Source organism: Solilutibacter silvestris, from assembly GCF_002895945.1.
Classification (GTDB): domain Bacteria; phylum Pseudomonadota; class Gammaproteobacteria; order Xanthomonadales; family Xanthomonadaceae; genus Solilutibacter; species Solilutibacter silvestris.
Map to the genome: position 1 here is coordinate 295,748 of NZ_NPZB01000002.1, position 21,750 is coordinate 317,497.

Sequence of the window (21,750 nt, forward strand, 5' to 3'; positions counted from 1 at the left end):
ATGAAAGATTTGCTCAACCTGTTCAACCTGCAGCGCGTGGCGCCCGACTTCGACGCGATCAAGATCGCGCTCGCATCGCCGGACATGATCCGTTCGTGGTCCTTCGGCGAAGTCAAGAAGCCGGAAACCATCAACTACCGTACCTTCAAGCCGGAACGCGACGGCCTGTTCTGCTCGGCCATCTTCGGCCCGATCAAGGACTACGAATGCCTGTGCGGCAAGTACAAGCGCATGAAGCATCGTGGCGTGGTCTGCGAGAAGTGCGGCACCGAAGTCACGCTGGCCAAGGTGCGTCGCGAGCGCATGGGCCACATCGACCTGGCGTCGCCGGTCGCGCACATCTGGTTCCTCAAGTCGCTGCCGTCGCGCATCGGCCTGATGCTGGACATGACGCTGCGTGACATCGAACGCATCCTCTACTTCGAAGCCTACGTCGTCACCGAGCCGGGCCTGACCCCGCTCGAGCAGGGCCAGCTGCTCAATGAAGAGCAGTACCTGCAGGCGCGCCAGGAGCATGGCGAGGACTTCGAAGCGGCGATGGGCGCCGAGGCGATCTTCGACCTGCTGCGCGGCATCGACCTGCAGTCGGAAATGGTCAACCTCAAGGAAGAGATCGCCAGCACCGGTTCCGAAACCAAACTGAAGCGCCTCACCAAGCGCATCAAGCTGATCGAGGCCTTCCTCGAATCCGGCAATCGTCCCGAGTGGATGATCATGACGGTGCTGCCGGTGCTGCCGCCGGACCTGCGTCCGCTGGTGCCGCTGGACGGTGGCCGCTTCGCGACCTCCGATCTCAATGATCTGTACCGCCGCGTCATCAACCGCAACAACCGCCTGCGTCGCCTGCTCGAACTCAACGCGCCCGACATCATCGTGCGCAACGAGAAGCGCATGCTGCAGGAATCGGTCGACGCCCTGATGGACAACGGCCGTCGCGGCCGCGCCATCACCGGCACCAACAAGCGTGCCCTCAAGTCGCTGGCCGACATGATCAAGGGCAAGCAAGGCCGCTTCCGCCAGAACCTGCTCGGCAAGCGCGTCGACTACTCCGGCCGTTCGGTCATCGTGGTCGGTCCGTACCTCAAGCTGCACCAGTGCGGCCTGCCGAAGAAGATGGCGCTGGAACTGTTCAAGCCCTTCATCTTCGCCAAGCTGCAGGAGCGTGAGCTCGCCACCACCATCAAGGCGGCGAAGAAGCTGGTCGAACGCGAAGAAGCGGAAGTCTGGGACATCCTGGAAGAAGTGATCCGCGAACATCCGGTGATGCTCAACCGCGCACCGACGCTGCATCGCCTCGGCATCCAGGCGTTCGAGCCGGTGTTGATCGAAGGCAAGGCCATCCAGTTGCACCCGCTGGTCTGCACCGCGTTCAACGCCGACTTCGACGGTGACCAGATGGCCGTGCACGTCCCGCTGTCGCTGGAAGCCCAGCTGGAAGCGCGCGTGTTGATGATGGCGTCGAACAACATCCTGTCGCCGGCCAACGGCGAGCCAATCATCGTGCCGTCGCAGGACGTGGTGCTGGGTCTGTACTACATGACCCGCGCGCTGGAAAACAAGAAGGGCGAGGGCATGGCATTCGCCAACGTCGCCGAAGTCAAGCGCGCCTACGACACCAACGACACCGACGGCAAGCGCATGGTCGAGCTGCACGCCAAGGTCAAGGTGCGCATCACCGAAACCGTGGAAGGCGAAGAGAAGACCAGCATCGTCGATACCACGGTCGGTCGCGCCCTGCTCGCCGACATCATCCCGGTGGGCCTGCCGTTCGCGCTGGTCAACACCGAGTTGAACAAGAAGGCGATCAGCCGCCTGATCAATACCTGCTACCGCATGCTCGGCCTCAAGGACACCGTGGTGTTCGCCGATCAACTGATGTACACCGGCTTCCGTTTCGCGACGCGCGCCGGGGTTTCCATCGGCATCGACGACATGAAGATCCCGACCGAGAAGAAGGACATCCTCGCCGAGGCCGAAGCCGAGGTGCTGGAGATCCAGCAGCAGTACCAGTCGGGTCTGGTCACCTCGGGCGAGCGCTACAACAAGGTGGTCGACATCTGGTCGCGCACCAATGAGCGCGTTGCCAAGGCGATGATGGAAACCATCGGCACCGACAAGGTCGAGGGCGCCGACGGCAAGATGTTCGACCAGAAGTCGATGAACTCGATCTTCATCATGGCCGACTCGGGCGCGCGTGGTTCGCAGGCGCAGATCCGCCAGCTGGCCGGCATGCGCGGCCTGATGGCGAAGCCGGACGGTTCGATCATCGAAACGCCGATCACCTCCAACTTCCGCGAAGGCCTCAACGTCCAGCAGTACTTCATCTCGACCCACGGTGCGCGAAAGGGCCTGGCCGATACCGCGTTGAAGACGGCGAACTCGGGTTACCTGACCCGCCGCCTGGTCGACGTTGCGCAGGACATGGTGATCACCCTCGACGATTGCGGCACGGCCGAAGGCCTGATCATGACGCCGATCATCGAAGGCGGTGACGAGGTCGAGCCATTGCGCGATCGCGTGCTTGGCCGCATCGTCGCCGAGGACGTCTACCTGCCCGGCAATGATGACGAACCGCTGGTCACCCGCAACACCCTGCTCGACGAAGAGTGGGTGCAGAAGCTGGAAGACCACAGCGTGCAGTCGGTGAAGGTGCGCTCCACCATCACCTGCGAAGCGTCGTTCGGCGTATGCGCGCATTGCTACGGACGCGACCTCGGCCGCGGCCACCTGGTCAACATGGGCGAAGCGGTCGGCGTGGTCGCCGCGCAGTCCATCGGCGAACCCGGTACCCAGCTGACCATGCGTACGTTCCACATCGGTGGTGCGGCATCGCGTGCGGCGGCGATCGACAACATCACGGTCAAGACCACCGGTACGGTGAAGTTCAACAACCTGAAGTTCGTCGATCACGCCAACGGCGGCGTGGTGGCGGTGTCGCGTTCCGGCGAACTGTCGGTGCTCGATGCCCACGGTCGCGAGCGCGAACGCTACAAGGTATCGTACGGCGCGAACATCAACGTGCACGATGGCAGCGCGGTCAAGGCCGGCCAGACCATCGCCAACTGGGATCCGCATAACCACCCGATCGTGTCGGAAGTCGCCGGCCAGCTGCGCTTCGTCGACTTCATCGACGGCGTCACCGTGATCGAGAAGACCGACGAACTGACCGGCCTCGCCTCGCGCGAGATCACCGATCCGAAGCGTCGCGGTTCGCAGGGCAAGGATCTGCGTCCGCTGGTGCGCATCGTCGGCAAGGATGGCAAGGACCTCACCATCCCCGGTACCGATCTGCCGGCGCAGTACCTGCTGCCGCCGCGCTCGATCGTCAACCTGCAGGATGGTGCCGCGGTCGGCGTCGGCGACGTGGTCGCCAAGATCCCGCAGGAAGCCTCGAAGACCCGTGACATCACCGGTGGCCTGCCGCGCGTGGCCGATCTGTTCGAAGCGCGCAAGCCGAAGGATCCGGCGATCCTCGCCGAGATCTCCGGCGTGGTCAGCTTCGGCAAGGACACCAAGGGCAAGCAGCGCCTGATCATCAAGGACAACGAGGGCAACGAGCACGAGGAGTTGATCCCGAAGTATCGCCAGATCATCGTGTTCGAAGGCGAGCACGTGACCAAGGGCGAAACCGTGGTCGACGGCGAGCCGAACCCGCAGGACATCCTGCGCCTGCTCGGCGTGGAACAGCTGGCCGCGTACCTGGTGAAGGAAATCCAGGACGTCTACCGCCTGCAGGGCGTGAAGATCAACGACAAGCACATCGAAGTGATCATTCGCCAGATGCTGCGCAAGGTCGAGATCACCGATACCGGCGACAGCCGTTACCTGGTGGGCGAGCAGGCCGAACGCCTGCGCGTGATCGAGGACAACGCCAAGCTGCAGGCACGCGGTGAAATCCTGGCCAAGGCCGTCCCGGTGCTGCTCGGCATCACCAAGGCGTCGCTGGCGACCGAGTCGTTCATCTCCGCGGCCTCCTTCCAGGAGACCACCCGCGTGCTGACCGAAGCGGCTGTCCGTGGCACCCGCGACGGTCTGCGCGGCCTCAAGGAGAACGTGATCGTCGGTCGCCTGATCCCGGCCGGTACCGGTCTGGCGTACCACACCGCGCGCCGCCGCAAGGCGGCCGGCCTGACCGATGCCGAACTCGACGTGCTGAGCGCCGGGTCCGCCCCCGAGGTCAAGGTCGAGGTCGAAGTCCCGGCTGCGCCCCAGGTGATGATGCTGGAAGGCGACGACGCCTCGGCCGAATAAGCCGTGGTTGCGATCGCAGGATGGAAAAGGGCGCCACAAGGCGCCCTTTTCTTGTCCCGGGTGGAATTGCCATGTACAATACGCCCCCTACAGATGGCACAAGCCATCCAGATCACCAAATGAGGATGCAGGACGCGCCTCGTGTTGGGCCCCGGGATGGGCGGGATCGCAGATTGACCGGAGTCGGGTGCCATGCAGCCGGTCCGGTTACTCGGTATTGCCTCGTTTGACCGAAGGGTCGAATGCGGGCTATACTTTTTCGTTCAGTCGGCCGGATTGTCATCAATTCGGCCTGCTTCGTTTCCAAATGGGCCTTGGCCCACCTATCGAGTGTTGTAATGGCAACCATCAACCAGCTTGTGCGCAAGCCGCGCAACCCGGAAACCTACAAGAGCACTTCGCCGGCTCTTGCCAACTGCCCGCAGCGTCGTGGCGTGTGCACCCGCGTGTACACCACCACGCCGAAGAAGCCGAACTCGGCCATGCGCAAGGTCGCCAAGGTCAAGTTGACCAACGGCTACGAAGTGATTTCCTACATCGGTGGCGAAGGCCACAACCTGCAGGAACACAGCGTGGTGCTGATCCGCGGCGGTCGCGTCAAGGACCTCCCGGGTGTGCGCTACCACACCGTGCGTGGCTCGCTCGACGCCGCCGGTGTCGCCAAGCGTCGCCAGCGTCGCTCCAAGTACGGCGCCAAGCGCCCGAAGAGCTGATCTCCGTCGTCATGTAGATCGCGACGCCACGCGCGTCGCCTGACCAGAACAGAAGAAGAATTCCATGTCACGCAAAGCTGCAGCCCCCCAACGCAATGTTCTGCCCGACCCGAAGCACGGCAGCGAAACCATCGCCCGCTTCATCAACATGGTCATGCAGAGCGGCAAGAAATCCATCGCCGAAAAGATCGTCTACGGCGCCATGGACGTGATTGGCGAGAAGAACCCCAACTCGCTGGAAGTGGTCGAGAAAGCCCTCGGCAACGTCGCTCCATCGGTCGAGGTGAAGTCCCGCCGTGTCGGTGGCGCCACCTACCAGGTGCCGGTCGAAGTGCGCGCGTCCCGCCGCATGGCGCTGGCGATGCGTTGGGTGATCGAATCCGCGCGCAAGCGTGGCGAGAACACGATGCCGCGCAAGCTGGCCGCCGAACTGATCGATGCCGCCGAAAGCCGTGGCGGCGCCGTCAAGAAGCGCGAGGAAACGCACCGCATGGCGGAAGCCAACCGCGCCTTCGCGCACTTCCGCTGGTAATCGCCCGCGGCGTCGGGAATCGGGCGCCGCCTTCCAGGGCGGCGTCTGTCCATCTAAATGCCGGGCTCTAAGTAACCCTTATCCAGGCAATCAAAAAGAGAGATCACCGTGGCACGCACCACTCCCATCGAGCGTTACCGCAACTTCGGCATCATGGCGCACATCGACGCCGGCAAGACGACCACGTCCGAGCGCATCCTGTTCTACACCGGCAAGAGCCACAAGATCGGTGAAGTGCACGAAGGCGCCGCCACGATGGACTGGATGGAGCAGGAGCAGGAGCGCGGCATCACCATCACTTCCGCCGCCACCACGGCGTTCTGGAAGGGCATGGACGGCACGCTCCCCGAGCATCGCTTCAACATCATCGATACCCCCGGGCACGTCGACTTCACCATCGAAGTCGAGCGTTCGCTGCGCGTGCTCGATGGCGCGGTGTTCGTGCTGTGCTCGGTCGGTGGCGTGCAGCCGCAGTCCGAGACGGTGTGGCGCCAGGCCAACAAGTATTCCGTGCCGCGCATGGCGTTCGTCAACAAGATGGATCGCACCGGTGCCAACTTCGACAAGGTCGTCGAACAGCTGAAGTCGCGCCTCGGCGCCTACGCCGTGCCGATGCAGTTGCCGATCGGTGCCGAAGACGGCTTCGAAGGCGTGGTCGACCTGCTCAAGATGAAGGCCATCCATTGGGATGTCGCTTCGCAGGGCATGAAGTTCGAATACCGCGAGATCCCGGCCGAGTTGCAAAACAAGGCCGAGGAAGCGCGCGCCTTCATGATCGAGGCCGCGGCCGAAGCCAATGAAGAGCTGATGGACAAGTACCTCAGCGACGGTGAGCTGTCGGAAGCCGACATCATCGCCGGCCTGCGCGAGCGCACCCTGAAGGTGGAAATCGTGCCGGTGTTCTGCGGCTCGGCGTTCAAGAACAAGGGCGTGCAGGCCATGCTCGATGGCGTGATCAACCTGCTGCCGTCGCCGGCCGATCGCCCGCCGGTGCAGGGCATCGACGAAGACGAGAAGGAAGACACCCGTCCGGCCACCGACAGCGCGCCGTTCTCGGCGTTGGCGTTCAAGATCATGACGGATCCGTTCGTGGGTTCGCTGACGTTCTTCCGCGTCTACTCGGGCACGCTCAACTCCGGCGACCAGCTCTACAACCCGGTCAAGTCGAAGAAGGAACGCATCGGCCGCATCCTGCAGATGCACTCCAACCAGCGCGACGAGATCAAGGAAGTGCGCGCCGGTGACATCGCCGCGGCGGTGGGCCTGAAGGACGTCACCACCGGTGACACCCTGTGCTCGCAGGACCACATCATCACCCTGGAACGGATGACGTTCCCGGAGCCGGTGATCTCGATGGCGGTGGAGCCGAAGACCAAGTCCGACCAGGAAAAGATGGGCATCGCCCTGGGCCGCCTGGCACAGGAAGATCCCTCGTTCCGCGTGCGTACCGATGAAGAATCCGGCCAGACCATCATCTCCGGCATGGGCGAATTGCATCTCGACATCATCGTCGACCGCATGCGTCGCGAGTTCAACGTCGAGGCGAACGTCGGCAAGCCGCAGGTGGCCTATCGCGAAACCATCCGCAAGTCGGACGTCAAGAGCGATTACAAGCACGCCAAGCAGTCGGGCGGCAAGGGCCAGTACGGCCATGTCGTGATCGAGATGTCGCCGATGACCGAAGCCGACAAGGCCAACCCGGACGTCGAGAACGATTTCCTGTTCGTCAACGACATCACCGGCGGCGTGATCCCGAAGGAATTCATCCCGGCGGTCGAGAAGGGCATGCGCGAAACCATCACCAGCGGTCCGCTCGCGGGCTTCCCGGTGGTGAACGTCAAGGCCAAGCTGGTGTTCGGCTCGTACCATGACGTCGACTCCTCGGAAATGGCGTTCAAGCTCGCTGCATCGATGGCGTTCAAGGAAGGCTTCCGCAAGGCCGACCCGGTCCTGCTCGAGCCGATGATGAAGGTCGAGATCGTGACGCCGGAAGATTACGTCGGCGACGTGATGGGCGACGTCAGCCGTCGTCGCGGCCTGCTGCAGGGCCAGGACGATAGCCCGTCCGGCAAGATCATCAACGCGGTGGTGCCGCTGGGCGAAATGTTCGGCTACGCGACTTCCTTGCGTTCGATGTCGCAGGGTCGCGCGACGTTCTCGATGGAGTTCGACCACTACGCCGAAGCGCCGAACAACATCGCCGAGGCCGTGATCAAGAAGTCCTGATCACTCCAATTCCAAATCAAGAATCATTGAGGTAAGCAGACATGGCAAAGGAAAAGTTCGAGCGCAAGAAGCCGCACGTGAACGTGGGGACGATTGGTCACGTTGACCATGGCAAGACGACGCTGACGGCGGCGCTGACGAAGGTGGGCGCGGAGCGTTTTGGCGGCGAGTTCAAGGCCTATGACGCGATTGACGCGGCGCCGGAAGAGAAGGCGCGCGGCATCACGATCTCGACGGCGCACGTCGAGTACGAAAGCCCGAACCGCCACTACGCCCACGTGGATTGCCCGGGCCACGCCGATTACGTGAAGAACATGATCACCGGTGCTGCCCAGATGGACGGCGCGATCCTGGTGTGCTCGGCTGCCGATGGCCCGATGCCGCAGACGCGCGAGCACATCCTGCTGAGCCGTCAGGTTGGCGTGCCGTACATCGTGGTGTTCCTGAACAAGGCCGACATGGTCGACGACGCCGAGCTGCTTGAGCTGGTCGAGATGGAAGTCCGCGAACTGCTGAGCAAGTACGAGTTCCCGGGCGACGACACCCCGATCATCGCCGGTTCCGCGCGTCTGGCGCTGGAAGGCGACCAGAGCGACATCGGCGTGCCGGCGATCCTGAAGCTGGTGGATGCACTGGATACGTGGATCCCGCAGCCGGAACGCGACATCGACAAGCCGTTCCTGATGCCGGTGGAAGACGTGTTCTCGATCTCGGGCCGCGGCACCGTGGTGACCGGTCGTATCGAGCGCGGCATCATCAAGGTCGGCGACGAAATCGAAGTGATCGGCATCCGCCCGACGCAGAAGACCACGGTCACCGGCGTCGAGATGTTCCGCAAGCTGCTGGACCAGGGCCAGGCAGGCGACAACGCCGGTCTGCTGCTGCGTGGTCTCAAGCGTGACGACGTCGAGCGTGGCCAGGTGCTGGCCAAGCCGGGCAGCATCACCCCGCATACCGACTTCGAAGGCGAGATCTACGTGCTGTCGAAGGACGAGGGTGGTCGCCATACGCCGTTCTTCAGCAACTATCGCCCGCAGTTCTACTTCCGCACGACGGACGTGACGGGTGCGATCAAGTTGCCGGAAGGCACGGAGATGGTGATGCCGGGTGACAACGTGAAGATCACGGTGTCGCTGATCCATCCGATTGCGATGGACGAAGGCCTGCGCTTTGCGATCCGTGAAGGTGGCCGCACCGTGGGTGCCGGCGTCGTCGCCAAGATCCTGAAGTAATTCAGGGTGACCAGGGGTTGGGCGAAGAAATTTCGCCCGATTCCGGATTTGATGGCGTGAAAGGCTTGCAAAGCCCTATTCATGCCCGTTAGAATGTAAGACCACTTGCGGAAAGGCGTTCGCGCCACGCGGTGACAGCGAAAAGAGGGGCAAGGATTGCACCTCGTATTCGCCGGACAGGGATCATGTCGTGGGCAAGACGGCCAAGAGCCGTGGCCGACGCGTCGTTTCTAGTCTGGGCAGGCCGGGTGACCGGGCCTGCCTTCGTGTTTTCAGGATGTTTCACCGGAATCCCGATACTGCCGGACCCTTGGCCGCCGACGTGAGTCGCGGCAAGCCCGGAAAGTCGGGGCCCTTGCGGTTCGGCCCACCCAGCGGCCGGCCGTTGCTCTTTCAACCAAAGGAATTCCCGCCATGGCGGACCAGAAGATCCGAATTCGGCTCAAGGCTTTCGATCATCGCCTGATCGATCGCTCCACGAGCGAAATCGTCGAAACGGCAAAGCGGACCGGCGCGCAAGTGCGCGGCCCGATCCCGCTGCCGACCAAGACCGAACGCTACACCGTGCTGACCTCGCCCCACGTCGACAAGGACGCGCGCGACCAGTACGAGACTCGCACGCACAAGCGCGTGCTCGATATCGTCGACCCCAACGACAAGACCGTGGACGCGCTGATGAAGCTCGAGCTCGCGGCTGGCGTTGACGTCCAGATCAAATTGGCCTGAGGAGACCGAGAATGAGCGCGAAAGTGCACCAACTCGGCATCGTCGGTCGCAAGGCCGGCATGAGCCGCCTGTTCACCGAGAATGGCGAGTCCATCCCGGTGACCCTGATCGAGGCAACGCCGAACCGCATCACCCAGATCAAGACCGTTGAAGCTGATGGCTATTCGGCCATTCAGGTCACTGCTGGCCTCAAGCGCGCCGCGCTGATCAACAAACCTGGCGCCGGCCACTATGGCAAGGCCAAGGTCGAAGCCGGTCGTGGCCTGTGGGAATTCCGCGTGGCCGACGACAAGATCGCCGACTTCGCGGTCGGTGGCGAAATCAAGGCCGACATCTTCAGCGAAGGCCAGATCGTCGATGTCCAGGGCGTGACCAAGGGCAAGGGCTTCCAGGGCACGATCAAGCGCTGGAACTTCACCATGGGTGATGCCACCCACGGCAACTCGCTGTCGCATCGCTCGCCGGGTTCGATCGGCCAGCGCCAGACGCCGGGTCGCGTGTTTCCGGGCAAGAAGATGTCCGGCCACATGGGTGCCGACACCCAGACCACGCAGAACCTCAAGGTCGTCAAGGTCGACGCCGAGCGCGGCCTGATCGCCGTGCGCGGCGCGGTGCCGGGCGCTCCGGGCGGCGACGTGATCGTGCGTCCGACGAGCAAGGGAGTCTGAGCATGGAACTGACCAACATCAGCGGCAAGAAAGTGTCGGTCTCCGACGAAATCTTCGGCCGTGAATTCAACCGGGACCTGGTGTCCCAGGTCGTCACCGCGTACCGCAATGCCGGCCGTTCCGGCACCAAGGCGCAGAAGACCCGTTCGGAAGTCAACGGCACCACCAAGAAGTCGAAGAAGCAGAAGGGTGGCGGTGCACGTCACGGCGCCCTGACCGCTCCGATCTTCGTCGGCGGTGGCGTGACCTTCGCGGCCAAGCCGCGCAGCTTCGAGCAGAAGGTCAACCGCAAGATGTATCGCGCGGCGATGGCTTCGATCCTGTCGGAGCTGAATCGTCAGGACCGCCTGGTCGTGGTCGACGCGTTCGACGTCGATGCGCCGAAGACCCAGGGCCTGGTCGACAAGCTCGCCGAGATGAAGGCCGGCAAGCGTCCGCTGCTGGTCGTCGAAGACGCCAGCGAGAACCTGTACCTGGCCGCCCGCAACATCCCGTACGTGGAAGTGCGTGACGTGCAGGGCCTGGACCCGGTGTCGCTGGTCGCGTCCGACACGGTCGTGATGACTGCCGACGCGGTCAAGAAGATCGAGGAGTGGCTGGCATGAGCCTCAATGTGTATTCCGTAATTCGTGCGCCGCGCGTGTCTGAAAAGACCGCTCGTCTGCAGGAAATCTCCAACCAGTACGTCTTTGAAGTCGCGAAGGACGCCACCAAGGCCGATGTCAAGGCCGCGGTGGAGGAAATCTTCGAAGTAAAGGTTTCCGCCGTGAACGTGTTGAACGTGAAGGGCAAGGCCAAGGCTTTCAAGAACCGCACCGGCCGTCGTGGCGACTGGCGCAAGGCGTACGTGACCCTCGCTGATGGCCAGGCCATCGACGTGACGGCCAAGGCCTGAGGAAACGACCATGGCATTGATGACTTTCAAGCCCACCTCACCCGGACGCCGTAGCGCCGTCCGCGTGGTGACGCCCGATCTCCACAAGGGTGCGCCGTATGCGCCGTTGCTCGAGAAGCAGGGCAAGACCGGTGGCCGCAACAACTACGGCCGCATCACCACCCGTCACATCGGTGGTGGCCACAAGCAGCATTACCGCATCATCGACTTCAAGCGCGACAAGGAGTCGATCCCGGCCCGTGTCGAGCGCATCGAATACGATCCGAACCGCACCGCGCACATCGCGCTGCTGTGCTACGCCGATGGCGAGCGCCGCTACATCATCGCCCCCAAGGGCCTGAAGGCGGGTGACCAGGTGCTGGCTGGCGTGACCGCGCCGATCCGCGCCGGCAACACCATGCCGCTGCTCAACATCCCGGTCGGCACCACGGTGCATTGCATCGAGATGAAGCCGGGCAAGGGTGCGCAGATGGCCCGTGCCGCCGGCGCCGGCGTCCAGCTGATCGCGCGCGAGCAGGGCTATGCCACGCTTCGCCTGCGTTCCGGCGAGATGCGCAAGGTTCCGGTCGATTGCCGCGCCACCATCGGTGAAGTCGGCAACGTCGAGCACAACCTCGAGAAGCTGGGCAAGGCCGGTGCGAAGCGCTGGCGTGGCGTTCGCCCGACCGTTCGCGGCGCCGCCATGAACCCGGTGGATCACCCGCACGGTGGTGGTGAGGCCAAGGCCGGCCAAGGCAACCCGCATCCGGTCACCCCGTGGGGTGTCCCGACCAAGGGCTACAAGACGCGCAAGAACAAGCGTACGCAGCAGTTCATCGTGCGCGACCGCAGGAGTTAATCGGACATGCCACGCTCACTCAAAAAAGGCCCGTTCATCGACCATCACCTCATCAAGAAGGTGGAAGTCGCGGGTACCAATACCAAGAAGCCGATCAAGACCTGGTCGCGTCGCTCGATGATCATGCCGGAGATGGTGGGTTTCACCATCGCCGTGCACAACGGCAAGGCCCACGTGCCGGTGCTGATCAACGAGAACATGGTTGGCCACAAGCTCGGCGAATTCTCGTTGACCCGGACCTTCAAGGGTCACGGCGGCGACAAGAAGTCGGGGAAGTAAGGAGAGCATGATGGAAGCCAAGGCAATCCTGCGCTCCGCGCGCATTTCCTCGCAGAAGGCCCGACTGGTCGCCGACCAGATTCGCGGTCTCCCTGCTTCCCGTGCACTGGACCTGCTGAAGTTCAGTGACAAGAAGGCCGCGCACATGATCCACAAGGTGCTGTGGTCGGCTGTCTCCAACGCCGAAAACAATGTCGGCGCCGATGCCGATGCGCTCAAGGTCAAGACCATCATGGTTGATGAAGGTCCGAGCCTGAAGCGCTTCATGGCGCGTGCGAAGGGACGCGGTACCCGCATCCTCAAGCGCACCAGCCATATCACCATCGTCGTCGCCGAGGGCAAGTAACCATGGGTCATAAAGTACATCCCGTCGGCATCCGCCTTGGCATTTCCAAGGACTGGAACTCGAAGTGGTATGCCGGAAAGAAGGAATTCGCCGGCCTCCTCATCGGTGACCTCAAGGTCCGCGAAATGCTGCGCAAGAAGCTGGCGCAAGCCGGTATCTCCCGCATCCTGATCGAGCGTCCGGCGAAGTCGGCGCGCGTGACGATCTTCACCGCCCGCCCGGGCGTGGTGATCGGCAAGCGCGGCGAGGACATCGAGAAGCTGCGCAAGGAAGTGTCCGACGTCATGGGCGTCCCGGCGCACATCAATGTCAGCGAAGTCCGCAAGCCGGAACTCGACGCGCAGCTGGTCGCCGAGTCGATCGCGCAGCAGCTCGAGCGCCGCATCATGTTCCGCCGTGCCATGAAGCGCGCCGTCGGCAATGCGATGCGCATCGGTGCGCTGGGCATCAAGGTCAACGTTGCAGGCCGCTTGAACGGTGCCGAAATCGCCCGTTCGGAGTGGTACCGCGAAGGTCGCGTGCCGCTGCACACCCTGCGTGCGGACGTGGACTACGGTTTCGCCGAGGCGCACACCACCTACGGCGTGATCGGAATCAAGGTCTGGATCTACAAGGGCGAAGTGTTCGACTTCTCGCAAGTAGGCCAGGAAAAGAATGACGAGCCGCGCAACGAGCGCAGCGACCGTCCGGCCCGCGCTCCGCGCCAGCCGCGCGGCGATCGCGACGGCGGCAATCGTGAGGCAAGGGGCTAAGCCATGCTGCAACCCAAGCGAACCAAATACCGCAAGCTCCACAAGGGCCGCAATGAAGGCCTGGCCTGGAGTTCCAATGCCGTGTCGTTCGGCGAGTACGGCCTGCGCTCGACGCAGACCGGTCGCCTGACCGCGCGCCAGATCGAGGCCGCCCGTCGTGCCATCAGCCGTTACGTGAAGCGTGGCGGCAAGATGTGGATCCGCGTGTTCCCCGACAAGCCGATCACCGAGAAGCCGATCGAAGTCCGCATGGGCTCCGGCAAGGGCAACGTCGAGTACTGGGTCGCGCAGATCCAGCCCGGCCGGATGATCTATGAAATTGAGGGCGTTGATGAGGCGACCGCGCGCGAGGCGTTCCGCCTGGCCGCCGCCAAGCTCTCGGTGACCACCCAATTCGTGACCCGGACGGTGCGCTGATGGACATGAAGCAACTTCGCCAGTTGTCCGAGAAGGACCTGGCCAACCACCTGACCGACCTCCAGAAGGAGCAGTTCGCCCTGCGCATGCAGAAGGCGACCGGGCAGATGGAAAAGACCCACGAGATCCGCCGCGTTCGCCGGGAAATTGCCCGCGCCCGGATGCAGCAATCCGTCGTGGCCCAGAAGTGATCCACGAGATGACCATGAACAACACTGATAAAAAGCAGCACACGGTCGAAGGCCGCGTGGTCAGCAACAAGATGGACAAGACGGTGACCGTGCTTGTCGAGCGCCAGATCAAGCACGCGCTCTACGGCAAGTACATCCGTCGCTCCACCAAGCTGCACGCCCACGACGCCGACAACGCCTGCAACGAAGGCGACCTGGTGCGCGTCGCCGAATGTGCCCCGATGTCCAAGACCAAGAACTGGCGCGTGGTCGAAATCGTCACCCGCGCGGCCGAATAAGAGGAGGCTACAGACATGATCCAGATGCAGAGCCACCTCGATGTTGCGGACAATTCCGGTGCCAAGGAAGTCATGTGCATCAAGGTGCTTGGTGGTTCCAAGCGCCGTTATGCCGGCATCGGCGACATCATCAAGGTGTCGATCAAGGACGCCATTCCGCGCGGCAAGGTCAAGAAGGGCGAGGTCTACAACGCCGTGGTCGTGCGCACCCGCAAGGGCGTGCGTCGTCCCGACGGGTCGCTGATCCGCTTCGACGGCAACGCCGCCGTGTTGTTGAATAACAAGCATGAACCGATCGGCACCCGCATTTTCGGGCCGGTGACGCGCGAACTGCGCTCCGAGAAGTTCATGAAGATCGTTTCGCTCGCGCCTGAAGTGCTGTGAGCCGGAGGACACCATGAACCGAATCAAGAAAGGCGACCAGGTGATCGTGATCACCGGCAAGGACAAGGGCAAGAAGGGCGACGTGGTACGCGTCGCTGGCGAGCGCGTGTTCGTTTCGAACATCAACGTCGTCAAGCGCCACACCAAGCCGAACCCGCAGGCCGGCCAACCCGGCGGCGTGGTCGAGCGCGAAGCCTCGATCCACATTTCCAACGTGATGCTGTTCAACCCGGCCAATGGCAAGGGTGAGCGCGTCGGTATCAAGGTGCTGGAGGATGGACGCAAACTGCGTGTGTTCCGCTCCGGCGATGCGATTGACGCCTGAGGTCTGATGACATGAACACCCGACTGGAAAAAATCTACAAGGAAGAAGTGGTGCCGGTGCTGATGAAGCGCTTTGGCTACACCAATCCGATGCAGGTCCCGAAGATCCAGAAGATCACCATCAACATGGGCGTCGGCGAAGCCGCGACCAACAAGAAGGTGCTGGAAAATGCGGTGGCCGACCTGGCCAAGATCACCGGCCAACAGCCGATCATCACCAAGACGCGTGTCTCGGTGGCCTCGTTCAAGATCCGCGATGGCTGGCCGATCGGCTGCAAGGTGACCCTGCGCCGCAACAAGATGTACGAGTTCCTCGATCGCCTGGTCAACATCTCGCTGCCGCGCGTCCGCGACTTCCGCGGCGTGTCGGGTCGCTCGTTCGATGGCCGTGGCAACTACAACATGGGCCTGAAGGAACAGATCATCTTCCCGGAGATCGACTTCGACCAGGTTGACGCGTTGCGCGGCATGGACATCGCGATCACCACCACCGCCAAGACCAACGAAGAAGCCAAGGCTTTGCTCGAAGCCTTCCGTTTCCCGTTCCGCAACTGAGGATCGAACATGGCCAAGACTTCCATGATCAACCGCGAGACCAAGCGCAAGAAGCTGGCCAAGCAATTCGCCAGCAAGCGCGAGGCACTGAAGAAGGTCATCGCAAACCCGGATGCGTCCTACGAGGACAAGATGGATGCGTCGACCAAGCTGCAGAAGATGCCGCGCGATTCGTCCCCGGCCCGGCAGATGAGCCGTTGCGCGTTGACCGGCCGCCCGCAGGGCGTGTACAGCAAGTTCGGCCTCGGCCGCAACAAGCTGCGCGAAGCCACCATGCGTGGCGACGTCCCCGGCCTGCGCAAGGCTTCCTGGTAATTCCGATTCATTCGCGAAAGCGGATATCGATACTCATAAGGTAATGACTCAATGAGCATGACTGATCCTATCGCCGACATGCTGGTCCGCATCAAGAATGCGGCCGCGGTTGGCAAGCCGACGGTGAAAATGCCGTCTTCCAAGATCAAGGTCGCGATCGCCAACGTCCTGAAGGGCGAGGGCTACATCAGCGACCTGCGCGTCACCGACCTCGGTGGCGGCAAAGCCGAGCTGGAAATCCAGCTCAAGTATTTCGAAGGCCGTCCGGTCATCGAGAAGCTCCAGCGCATCTCGCGCTCGGGCCTGCGCCAGTACCGCAGCAAGCATGCCTTGCCGAAGGTGCTGGGTGGCCTCGGCGTCGCCATCGTTTCCACCTCCAAGGGCATCATGACCGACTCGCAGGCGCGCCATCAGGGCGTCGGTGGTGAAGTCTTGTGCTTCGTGGCCTGATCGAGGAGCGCACCATGTCCCGAGTCGCCAAATTGCCGATCACCCTGCCGAAGGGTGTCGAGGTCAAGACCCAGAACGGCCAGATCGAAGCCAAGGGCCCGAAGGGCACGCTCACCATCACGCAGCCGGAAGGCGTGGCGTTGACGGTGGAGAACGGCATCGCCCAGTTCGCCTCCAATGATTCGTCGAAGGTTGCCCTCACCGGCACCATCCGCGCCATCGTGGCCAACATGGTCACCGGCGTGTCCGAAGGCTTCACCCGCAAGCTCGAGCTGGTCGGTGTCGGTTATCGCGCCGCCATGCAGGGCAAGGATCTCAGCCTGTCGCTGGGCTTCTCGCACCCGGTGCTGTTCGTGACGCCGGAAGGCATTACGATCGCTACTCCGACCCAGACCGAAATCGTGGTCACGGGCACGGACAAGCAGCGCGTCGGTGAAGTCGCCGCCAAGATTCGCGGTTACCGTCCGCCGGAACCCTACAAGGGCAAGGGCGTGAAGTACTCCGACGAAACCATCATCCGCAAGGAAGCCAAGAAGGCGTAAGTCGTCGATCCGCTTTCTGGAGAATCATCATGTTGAAGAAAATCGCTCGTCTCCGCCGCGCCAAGTCCACCCGCGCGCAAATCAAGAAGCTCGGCGTGCCGCGCCTGTCGGTGCTGCGCACCGGCCAGCACCTGTACGCGCAGCTGTTCACCTCCGACGGTTCCAGCGTCATCGCGGCTGCATCGACCACGCAGGCCGATGTCCGCGGCGACCTCAAGTCGGCCAAGAACATCGAAGCTGCTGCTCGCATCGGCAAGGTCATCGCCGAACGCGCCAAGGCTGCCGGCATCGAGAAGATCGCGTTCGACCGTTCCGGTTACCGCTACCACGGCCGCATCAAGGCCCTGGCGGATGCCGCGCGCGAAGGCGGCCTGCAGTTCTGATTTCTGGTTCCACTCGCCGGCGCGGAGTGCGCGCCGGGCAGGGCTTCCGATTGCGGAGACCTTGAAACGCCCGATCTATCCCACAACTCCAAGCGGCCCAAGGCCGTACATCACCTAATCACACAGGAACAGACACATGGCCAATGAACCACGCGAACAGCGCGAGCCCCGTCGCGATCGCAACGATCGCGGACCCCGCGAGGACTACGATGACGGCATGATCGAAAAGCTGGTCGCGGTCAACCGCGTCAGCAAGACGGTCAAGGGCGGTCGCCAATTCACCTTCACCGCGCTCACCGTTGTCGGTGATGGCGCCGGCAAGGTCGGCTTCGGTTACGGCAAGGCGCGCGAAGTGCCGGTTGCCATCCAGAAGTCGATGGAGCAGGCCCGCAAGACCATGAAGCCCGTCGATCTCAACAATGGCACCTTGTGGCACGAAGTGAAGGCCGGTCACGGCGCGGCACGCGTGTTCATGAAGCCGGCGTCCGAAGGTACCGGCGTGATCGCCGGTGGCGCGATGCGCGCCGTGCTGGAAGCGGTCGGCGTCAAGAACGTGCTGGCCAAGGCCGTCGGTTCGCGCAATCCCATCAACCTGGTGCGCGCCACCTTGCGTGGTCTGTCGCAGATGCATTCGCCGTCCAACATCGCCGCCAAGCGTGGCAAGTCGGTCGAGGAGGTCTTCCATGTCAACCGCTAAGTCGAACAACGGCACCGTTAAGGTGCGGCTGGTGAAGGGTCTGCGCGGGACGCAGGCGAAGCACCGCCTCTCCGTGCGTGCGCTGGGCCTGAACAAGCTCAATGACATGCGTGAACTGAAGGACAGCCCGCAGGTCCGTGGCCTGATCAACAAGGTCTATTACCTGGTCCGGGTCGAGGAGTAATCAAATGAAACTCAATGACATCAAGCGCGCCGACGGCGCCCGCACCGCGCCGAAGCGCGTCGGTCGCGGCATCGGTTCCGGCCTGGGCAAGACCTGCGGTCGTGGCCACAAGGGCTCGTTCGCGCGCTCCGGCAAGGGCAAGATCAAGGCTGGTTTCGAAGGCGGCCAGATGCCGATGCAGATGCGTCTGCCGAAGGTCGGCTTCCGCTCGAAGCTGTCCAAGGACACCGCCGAAGTGATGCTGTACCAGCTCGAGACGCTGGACGCAGGCACGATCGATTTCGCCGCGCTGCGCGCTGCCGGCCTGGTGCCGAGCACCGCCAAGCAGGCGAAGCTGGTCAAGAAGGGCGAAGTCTCCAAGGCTTTCGTGCTGAAGGGCATCGCTGCAACCGCTGGCGCCAAGGCGGTTGTCGAAGCCGCTGGCGGCAAGTTCGAGGAGTAATCCCCGCATGTCGCGACCCGGCAACGCGGTAGCAGGTCTTGGTGGCGGGCTCGGTCAATTCACCGAGCTCCGCCAGCGCCTGCTGTTCGTCATTGGTGCGTTGATCGTCTACCGCATCGGCTGCTACATCCCGGTGCCTGGCGTGAACCCGCAGGCGATGGTCCAGTTGATGGATGCCCAGAAGGGCACCATCGTCGACATGTTCAACATGTTCTCGGGCGGTGCGCTGCAGCGTTTCAGCGTGCTGGCATTGAACGTGATGCCCTACATCTCGGCGTCGATCATCGTGCAGCTGTGCACGCAGATCTTCCCGAGCCTGAAGGCGATCCAGAAGGAAGGCGAGTCGGGCCGTCGCAAGATCAACCAGTGGTCGCGCATCGGCGCCTTGCCGCTCGCGGTGTTCCAGGCGTTCGGCATCGCCACGGCGCTGCAGGCGTCGGGCGCGCAGAACGGCATCCACGTGGTCTACAACCCGGGTCCGGCCTTCGTCCTGACTGCCGTCATCGCGCTGACCTCCGGCACCATGTTCCTGATGTGGCTGGGTGAGCAGATGACCGAACGCGGCGTCGGCAACGGCGTGTCGCTGATCATCTTCGCGGGCATCGTCGCCGGTTTGCCGGGAGCGGTGATCAACACCTTCACCTCGCTGCGCAATGGCGACATCAACCTGGTCCAGCTGATCCTGATCGCGGCGCTGGTGGTTGGCTTCACCTACCTGGTGGTGTTCGTCGAAAGCGGACAACGCCGGATCACCGTGAACTACGCGCGACGCCAGGGTGGTCGCAACGCGTACATGAACCAGTCGTCGTTCCTACCGCTGAAGCTCAACATGGCCGGCGTGATCCCGCCGATCTTCGCCAGCTCGATCATCATGTTCCCGGCGACGGCTGCACAATGGTTCGGCAGCAACGGTTCGGCCACCACGCAATGGCTGCAGCGCGTCGGCCAGGCGTTGTCCCCGGGCCAGCCGCTGCACATGATCATCTTCGCGGCGATGATCATTGGTTTTGCATTCTTTTATACGGCGCTGGTGTTCAATTCGCAGGAGACGGCCGACAACCTCAAGAAGTCGGGCGCGCTGATTCCGGGCATCCGTCCGGGTCGTGCCACCGCGGAATACGTGGATGGCGTGCTGACGCGACTGACGCTGGCCGGTGCGATCTACCTCGCGGTGGTCTGCCTGTTGCCGGAAATCATGCGCACCAAGCTGGGCACCTCGTTCTACTTCGGCGGCACCTCGCTGCTGATCGTGGTGGTGGTGGTGATGGACTTCATCGCGCAGATCCAGGCGCACCTGATGTCGCACCAGTACGGCAGCTTGCTCAAGAAGGCAAATTTGAAAGGTCGCGGCACGCGCTGATCGCGTTGTTGTGGCATAATGCCGGGCTTGGTCGACAAGACCGAGCCTGCGGCCTTCGGGTCGCGAAAGTCATACCGCCGGGCGGGACATTGCGCTCCCACCGGCACGTTGGGCGACTCGTGGGCCTTCCCGCACACGAGTGGATCTGCGGAATGTGCGCGCCAGAGTAGCGCGCGCCGCATCGGGGCAACCCGGTGGCTGGCCGCAGGACCGTTCGCCGGAGCATGGGCACACTCCCCATGCCGGAGCTGTCAGGGCATCGATGGCTTCCATGAATTGCGGGAAGTTGCTATACTTTCATGTTCCCCGGCCCGGATTCACTGAATCGGGCCCATCAACAGTCGGAGAGCCGCCACATGGCGCGTATTGCGGGTGTCAACCTGCCTGCCCAGAAACACGTCTGGGTTGGGTTGCAGAGCATCTACGGCATCGGCCGTACCCGGTCCAAGCAGGTCTGCGATGCAGCCAGCGTGGCCCGTACCACCAAGATCCGCGATTTGGCGGAACCGGAAGTCGAACGCCTGCGTTCGGAGATCGGCAAGTTCATCGTCGAAGGCGACCTGCGCCGTGAAGTCGGCATGGCGATCAAGCGTCTGATGGATCTGGGCAGCTATCGCGGCCTGCGTCATCGTCGTGGCCTGCCGCTGCGCGGCCAGCGCACCCGGACCAATGCACGCACCCGCAAGGGTCCGCGCAAGGCCATCAAGAAGTAAGGAATCCAGACCATGGCCAAGCCGGCAGCTGCCACCAAGACCAAGAAGAAGATCAAGCGCGTCGTCACCGACGGCATCGCGCATGTCCACGCTTCGTTCAACAACACCATCATCACCATCACCGACCGCCAGGGCAATGCGCTGAGCTGGGCGACTTCGGGCGGCGCGGGTTTCCGTGGCTCGCGCAAGTCCACCCCGTTCGCCGCGCAGGTCGCCGCCGAGAAGGCTGGCAAGGCCGCGCTCGACTACGGCGTGAAGGCGTTGGAAGTCCGTATCAAGGGCCCGGGTCCGGGCCGTGAATCCGCCGTCCGTTCGTTGAACAACGTCGGATACAAGATCTTGAACATCACCGACGTGACGCCGATCCCGCACAACGGTTGCCGTCCGCCCAAAAAGCGTCGCGTCTGAGGAGCTGAGAAGACATGGCTCGTTATATTGGTCCCACCTGTAAGCTCGCGCGCCGCGAAGGCGCCGATCTGTCCCTCAAGAGCCCGGCGCGTGCGCTGGATTCCAAGTGCAAGCTGGAGCAGAAGCCCGGCCAGCATGGCGCCACCGCGCGCAAGGGCAAGCTCTCCGATTACGCCACCCAGCTGCGCGAGAAGCAGAAGGTCAAGCGCATCTACGGTCTGCTGGAACGCCAGTTCCGCAACTACTACAAGAAGGCCTCGAACAAGAAGGGCAACACGGGTGAAAACCTGCTGCAGCTTCTCGAGACCCGCCTCGACAACGTGGTGTTCCGCATGGGCTTCGCGGTGACGCGCGCCTCTGCCCGCCAGTTGGTTTCGCACCGCGGCGTGCTGGTCAACGGCAAGTACGTGAACCTGCCGTCGTACCAGGTCAAGGCCGGCGACGCCATCGCGCTGTCGGAACGTGCCCAGAAGCAGCTGCGCGTGCAGGAGGCCCTGACGCTGTCGCAGCAGATGGACCTGTCGCCGTCGTGGGTTGATGTCGATGCCGGAAAGTTCTCGGGCGTGTTCAAGGCGGTGCCGGATCGCGGCGACCTGCCTGCCGACATCAACGAGGCGCTGATCGTCGAGTTGTACTCGAAGTAATTCCC

The 21,750-nt window shown here is 63.1% G+C and carries 30 protein-coding genes; all 30 read left to right on the forward strand.

The window, feature by feature from the left end:
• Positions 1 to 4,251 carry a DNA-directed RNA polymerase subunit beta' gene (gene rpoC / locus Lysil_RS08935; RefSeq protein ID WP_103075265.1) on the forward strand — a complete coding sequence of 1,417 codons (4,251 nt, stop codon included), beginning with the start codon at positions 1 to 3 and terminating at the stop codon, positions 4,249 to 4,251.
• Between the two features lie 338 nt (positions 4,252 to 4,589).
• Positions 4,590 to 4,964, forward strand: coding sequence for a 30S ribosomal protein S12 (gene rpsL / locus Lysil_RS08940; protein WP_103075266.1), 375 nt, complete (start codon positions 4,590 to 4,592; stop codon positions 4,962 to 4,964).
• A gap of 64 nt (positions 4,965 to 5,028) precedes the next feature.
• Positions 5,029 to 5,496, forward strand: coding sequence for a 30S ribosomal protein S7 (rpsG, locus tag Lysil_RS08945; RefSeq protein ID WP_103075267.1), 468 nt, complete (start codon positions 5,029 to 5,031; stop codon positions 5,494 to 5,496).
• Between the two features lie 108 nt (positions 5,497 to 5,604).
• Positions 5,605 to 7,722, forward strand: coding sequence for an elongation factor G (gene fusA, locus Lysil_RS08950; RefSeq protein ID WP_103075268.1), 2,118 nt, complete (start codon positions 5,605 to 5,607; stop codon positions 7,720 to 7,722).
• Between the two features lie 41 nt (positions 7,723 to 7,763).
• A complete protein-coding gene (gene tuf, locus Lysil_RS08955) occupies positions 7,764 to 8,954 on the forward strand; it encodes an elongation factor Tu (protein WP_103075257.1) in 1,191 nt (396 codons plus the stop codon).
• A gap of 414 nt (positions 8,955 to 9,368) precedes the next feature.
• Complete coding sequence (gene rpsJ, locus Lysil_RS08960) at positions 9,369 to 9,680, forward strand: 30S ribosomal protein S10 (RefSeq protein ID WP_103075269.1); 312 nt, start codon at positions 9,369 to 9,371, stop codon at positions 9,678 to 9,680.
• Between the two features lie 11 nt (positions 9,681 to 9,691).
• Positions 9,692 to 10,348 (forward strand): 50S ribosomal protein L3, encoded by a 657-nt coding sequence (gene rplC, locus Lysil_RS08965; RefSeq protein ID WP_103075270.1) that lies wholly within the window; start codon positions 9,692 to 9,694, stop codon positions 10,346 to 10,348.
• A 2-nt stretch (positions 10,349 to 10,350) separates the two neighbouring features.
• On the forward strand, positions 10,351 to 10,953 hold the full coding sequence (gene rplD / locus Lysil_RS08970) for a 50S ribosomal protein L4 (protein ID WP_103075271.1): 603 nt from the start codon (positions 10,351 to 10,353) through the stop codon (positions 10,951 to 10,953).
• Positions 10,950 to 11,243 (forward strand): 50S ribosomal protein L23, encoded by a 294-nt coding sequence (rplW, locus tag Lysil_RS08975; RefSeq protein ID WP_103075272.1) that lies wholly within the window; start codon positions 10,950 to 10,952, stop codon positions 11,241 to 11,243. The genes rplD and rplW overlap by 4 nt, the downstream gene beginning before the upstream one ends.
• A 10-nt stretch (positions 11,244 to 11,253) precedes the next feature.
• On the forward strand, positions 11,254 to 12,081 hold the full coding sequence (gene rplB, locus Lysil_RS08980) for a 50S ribosomal protein L2 (RefSeq protein WP_103075273.1): 828 nt from the start codon (positions 11,254 to 11,256) through the stop codon (positions 12,079 to 12,081).
• Positions 12,082 to 12,087: 6 nt separating this feature from the next.
• Positions 12,088 to 12,360: a 30S ribosomal protein S19 gene (gene rpsS, locus Lysil_RS08985; RefSeq protein ID WP_103075274.1), complete on the forward strand. Its 273-nt coding sequence runs from the start codon at positions 12,088 to 12,090 to the stop codon at positions 12,358 to 12,360.
• 10 nt (positions 12,361 to 12,370) lie between these two features.
• Positions 12,371 to 12,706: a 50S ribosomal protein L22 gene (gene rplV / locus Lysil_RS08990; protein WP_103075275.1), complete on the forward strand. Its 336-nt coding sequence runs from the start codon at positions 12,371 to 12,373 to the stop codon at positions 12,704 to 12,706.
• 2 nt (positions 12,707 to 12,708) lie between these two features.
• Entirely contained in the window at positions 12,709 to 13,458 is a 750-nt protein-coding gene (rpsC, locus tag Lysil_RS08995; protein ID WP_103075276.1) for a 30S ribosomal protein S3, read from the forward strand.
• 3 nt (positions 13,459 to 13,461) lie between these two features.
• Positions 13,462 to 13,875, forward strand: a complete 414-nt coding sequence (gene rplP, locus Lysil_RS09000) for a 50S ribosomal protein L16 (protein WP_103075277.1) — start codon at positions 13,462 to 13,464, stop codon at positions 13,873 to 13,875.
• The gene (gene rpmC, locus Lysil_RS09005; RefSeq protein ID WP_103075278.1) at positions 13,875 to 14,066 is read left to right on the forward strand and encodes a 50S ribosomal protein L29; all 192 of its coding nucleotides are present in this window, start codon (positions 13,875 to 13,877) and stop codon (positions 14,064 to 14,066) included. The genes rplP and rpmC overlap by 1 nt, the downstream gene beginning before the upstream one ends.
• Positions 14,067 to 14,080: 14 nt before the next feature.
• Positions 14,081 to 14,344: a 30S ribosomal protein S17 gene (gene rpsQ, locus Lysil_RS09010; RefSeq protein ID WP_425477159.1), complete on the forward strand. Its 264-nt coding sequence runs from the start codon at positions 14,081 to 14,083 to the stop codon at positions 14,342 to 14,344.
• Positions 14,345 to 14,359: 15 nt separating this feature from the next.
• On the forward strand, positions 14,360 to 14,728 hold the full coding sequence (rplN, locus tag Lysil_RS09015) for a 50S ribosomal protein L14 (RefSeq protein ID WP_100322015.1): 369 nt from the start codon (positions 14,360 to 14,362) through the stop codon (positions 14,726 to 14,728).
• A 13-nt stretch (positions 14,729 to 14,741) separates the two neighbouring features.
• A complete protein-coding gene (gene rplX, locus Lysil_RS09020) occupies positions 14,742 to 15,053 on the forward strand; it encodes a 50S ribosomal protein L24 (protein WP_103075279.1) in 312 nt (103 codons plus the stop codon).
• An 11-nt stretch (positions 15,054 to 15,064) separates the two neighbouring features.
• Positions 15,065 to 15,607, forward strand: a complete 543-nt coding sequence (gene rplE, locus Lysil_RS09025) for a 50S ribosomal protein L5 (protein WP_103075280.1) — start codon at positions 15,065 to 15,067, stop codon at positions 15,605 to 15,607.
• Positions 15,608 to 15,616: 9 nt separating this feature from the next.
• A complete protein-coding gene (gene rpsN / locus Lysil_RS09030; protein ID WP_103075281.1) occupies positions 15,617 to 15,922 on the forward strand; it encodes a 30S ribosomal protein S14 in 306 nt (101 codons plus the stop codon).
• Positions 15,923 to 15,973: 51 nt separating this feature from the next.
• Positions 15,974 to 16,372, forward strand: coding sequence for a 30S ribosomal protein S8 (gene rpsH / locus Lysil_RS09035; protein ID WP_103075282.1), 399 nt, complete (start codon positions 15,974 to 15,976; stop codon positions 16,370 to 16,372).
• 14 nt (positions 16,373 to 16,386) lie between these two features.
• Complete coding sequence (gene rplF, locus Lysil_RS09040; protein ID WP_103075995.1) at positions 16,387 to 16,914, forward strand: 50S ribosomal protein L6; 528 nt, start codon at positions 16,387 to 16,389, stop codon at positions 16,912 to 16,914.
• A gap of 29 nt (positions 16,915 to 16,943) precedes the next feature.
• Positions 16,944 to 17,297, forward strand: a complete 354-nt coding sequence (rplR, locus tag Lysil_RS09045) for a 50S ribosomal protein L18 (protein WP_165782447.1) — start codon at positions 16,944 to 16,946, stop codon at positions 17,295 to 17,297.
• A 217-nt stretch (positions 17,298 to 17,514) separates the two neighbouring features.
• Positions 17,515 to 17,994 carry a 30S ribosomal protein S5 gene (gene rpsE / locus Lysil_RS09050; protein ID WP_425477172.1) on the forward strand — a complete coding sequence of 160 codons (480 nt, stop codon included), beginning with the start codon at positions 17,515 to 17,517 and terminating at the stop codon, positions 17,992 to 17,994.
• Positions 17,981 to 18,178 (forward strand): 50S ribosomal protein L30, encoded by a 198-nt coding sequence (gene rpmD / locus Lysil_RS09055; protein ID WP_103075285.1) that lies wholly within the window; start codon positions 17,981 to 17,983, stop codon positions 18,176 to 18,178. The genes rpsE and rpmD overlap by 14 nt, the downstream gene beginning before the upstream one ends.
• A gap of 4 nt (positions 18,179 to 18,182) precedes the next feature.
• The gene (gene rplO, locus Lysil_RS09060) at positions 18,183 to 18,620 is read left to right on the forward strand and encodes a 50S ribosomal protein L15 (protein WP_103075286.1); all 438 of its coding nucleotides are present in this window, start codon (positions 18,183 to 18,185) and stop codon (positions 18,618 to 18,620) included.
• A 7-nt stretch (positions 18,621 to 18,627) separates the two neighbouring features.
• Entirely contained in the window at positions 18,628 to 19,980 is a 1,353-nt protein-coding gene (secY, locus tag Lysil_RS09065) for a preprotein translocase subunit SecY (protein ID WP_103075287.1), read from the forward strand.
• A 356-nt stretch (positions 19,981 to 20,336) separates the two neighbouring features.
• Positions 20,337 to 20,693, forward strand: a complete 357-nt coding sequence (gene rpsM, locus Lysil_RS09070) for a 30S ribosomal protein S13 (protein WP_103075288.1) — start codon at positions 20,337 to 20,339, stop codon at positions 20,691 to 20,693.
• 12 nt (positions 20,694 to 20,705) lie between these two features.
• Complete coding sequence (rpsK, locus tag Lysil_RS09075; RefSeq protein ID WP_103075289.1) at positions 20,706 to 21,101, forward strand: 30S ribosomal protein S11; 396 nt, start codon at positions 20,706 to 20,708, stop codon at positions 21,099 to 21,101.
• Positions 21,102 to 21,115: 14 nt separating this feature from the next.
• Complete coding sequence (gene rpsD, locus Lysil_RS09080; RefSeq protein ID WP_103075290.1) at positions 21,116 to 21,745, forward strand: 30S ribosomal protein S4; 630 nt, start codon at positions 21,116 to 21,118, stop codon at positions 21,743 to 21,745.
• Positions 21,746 to 21,750: the final 5 nt, after the last annotated feature.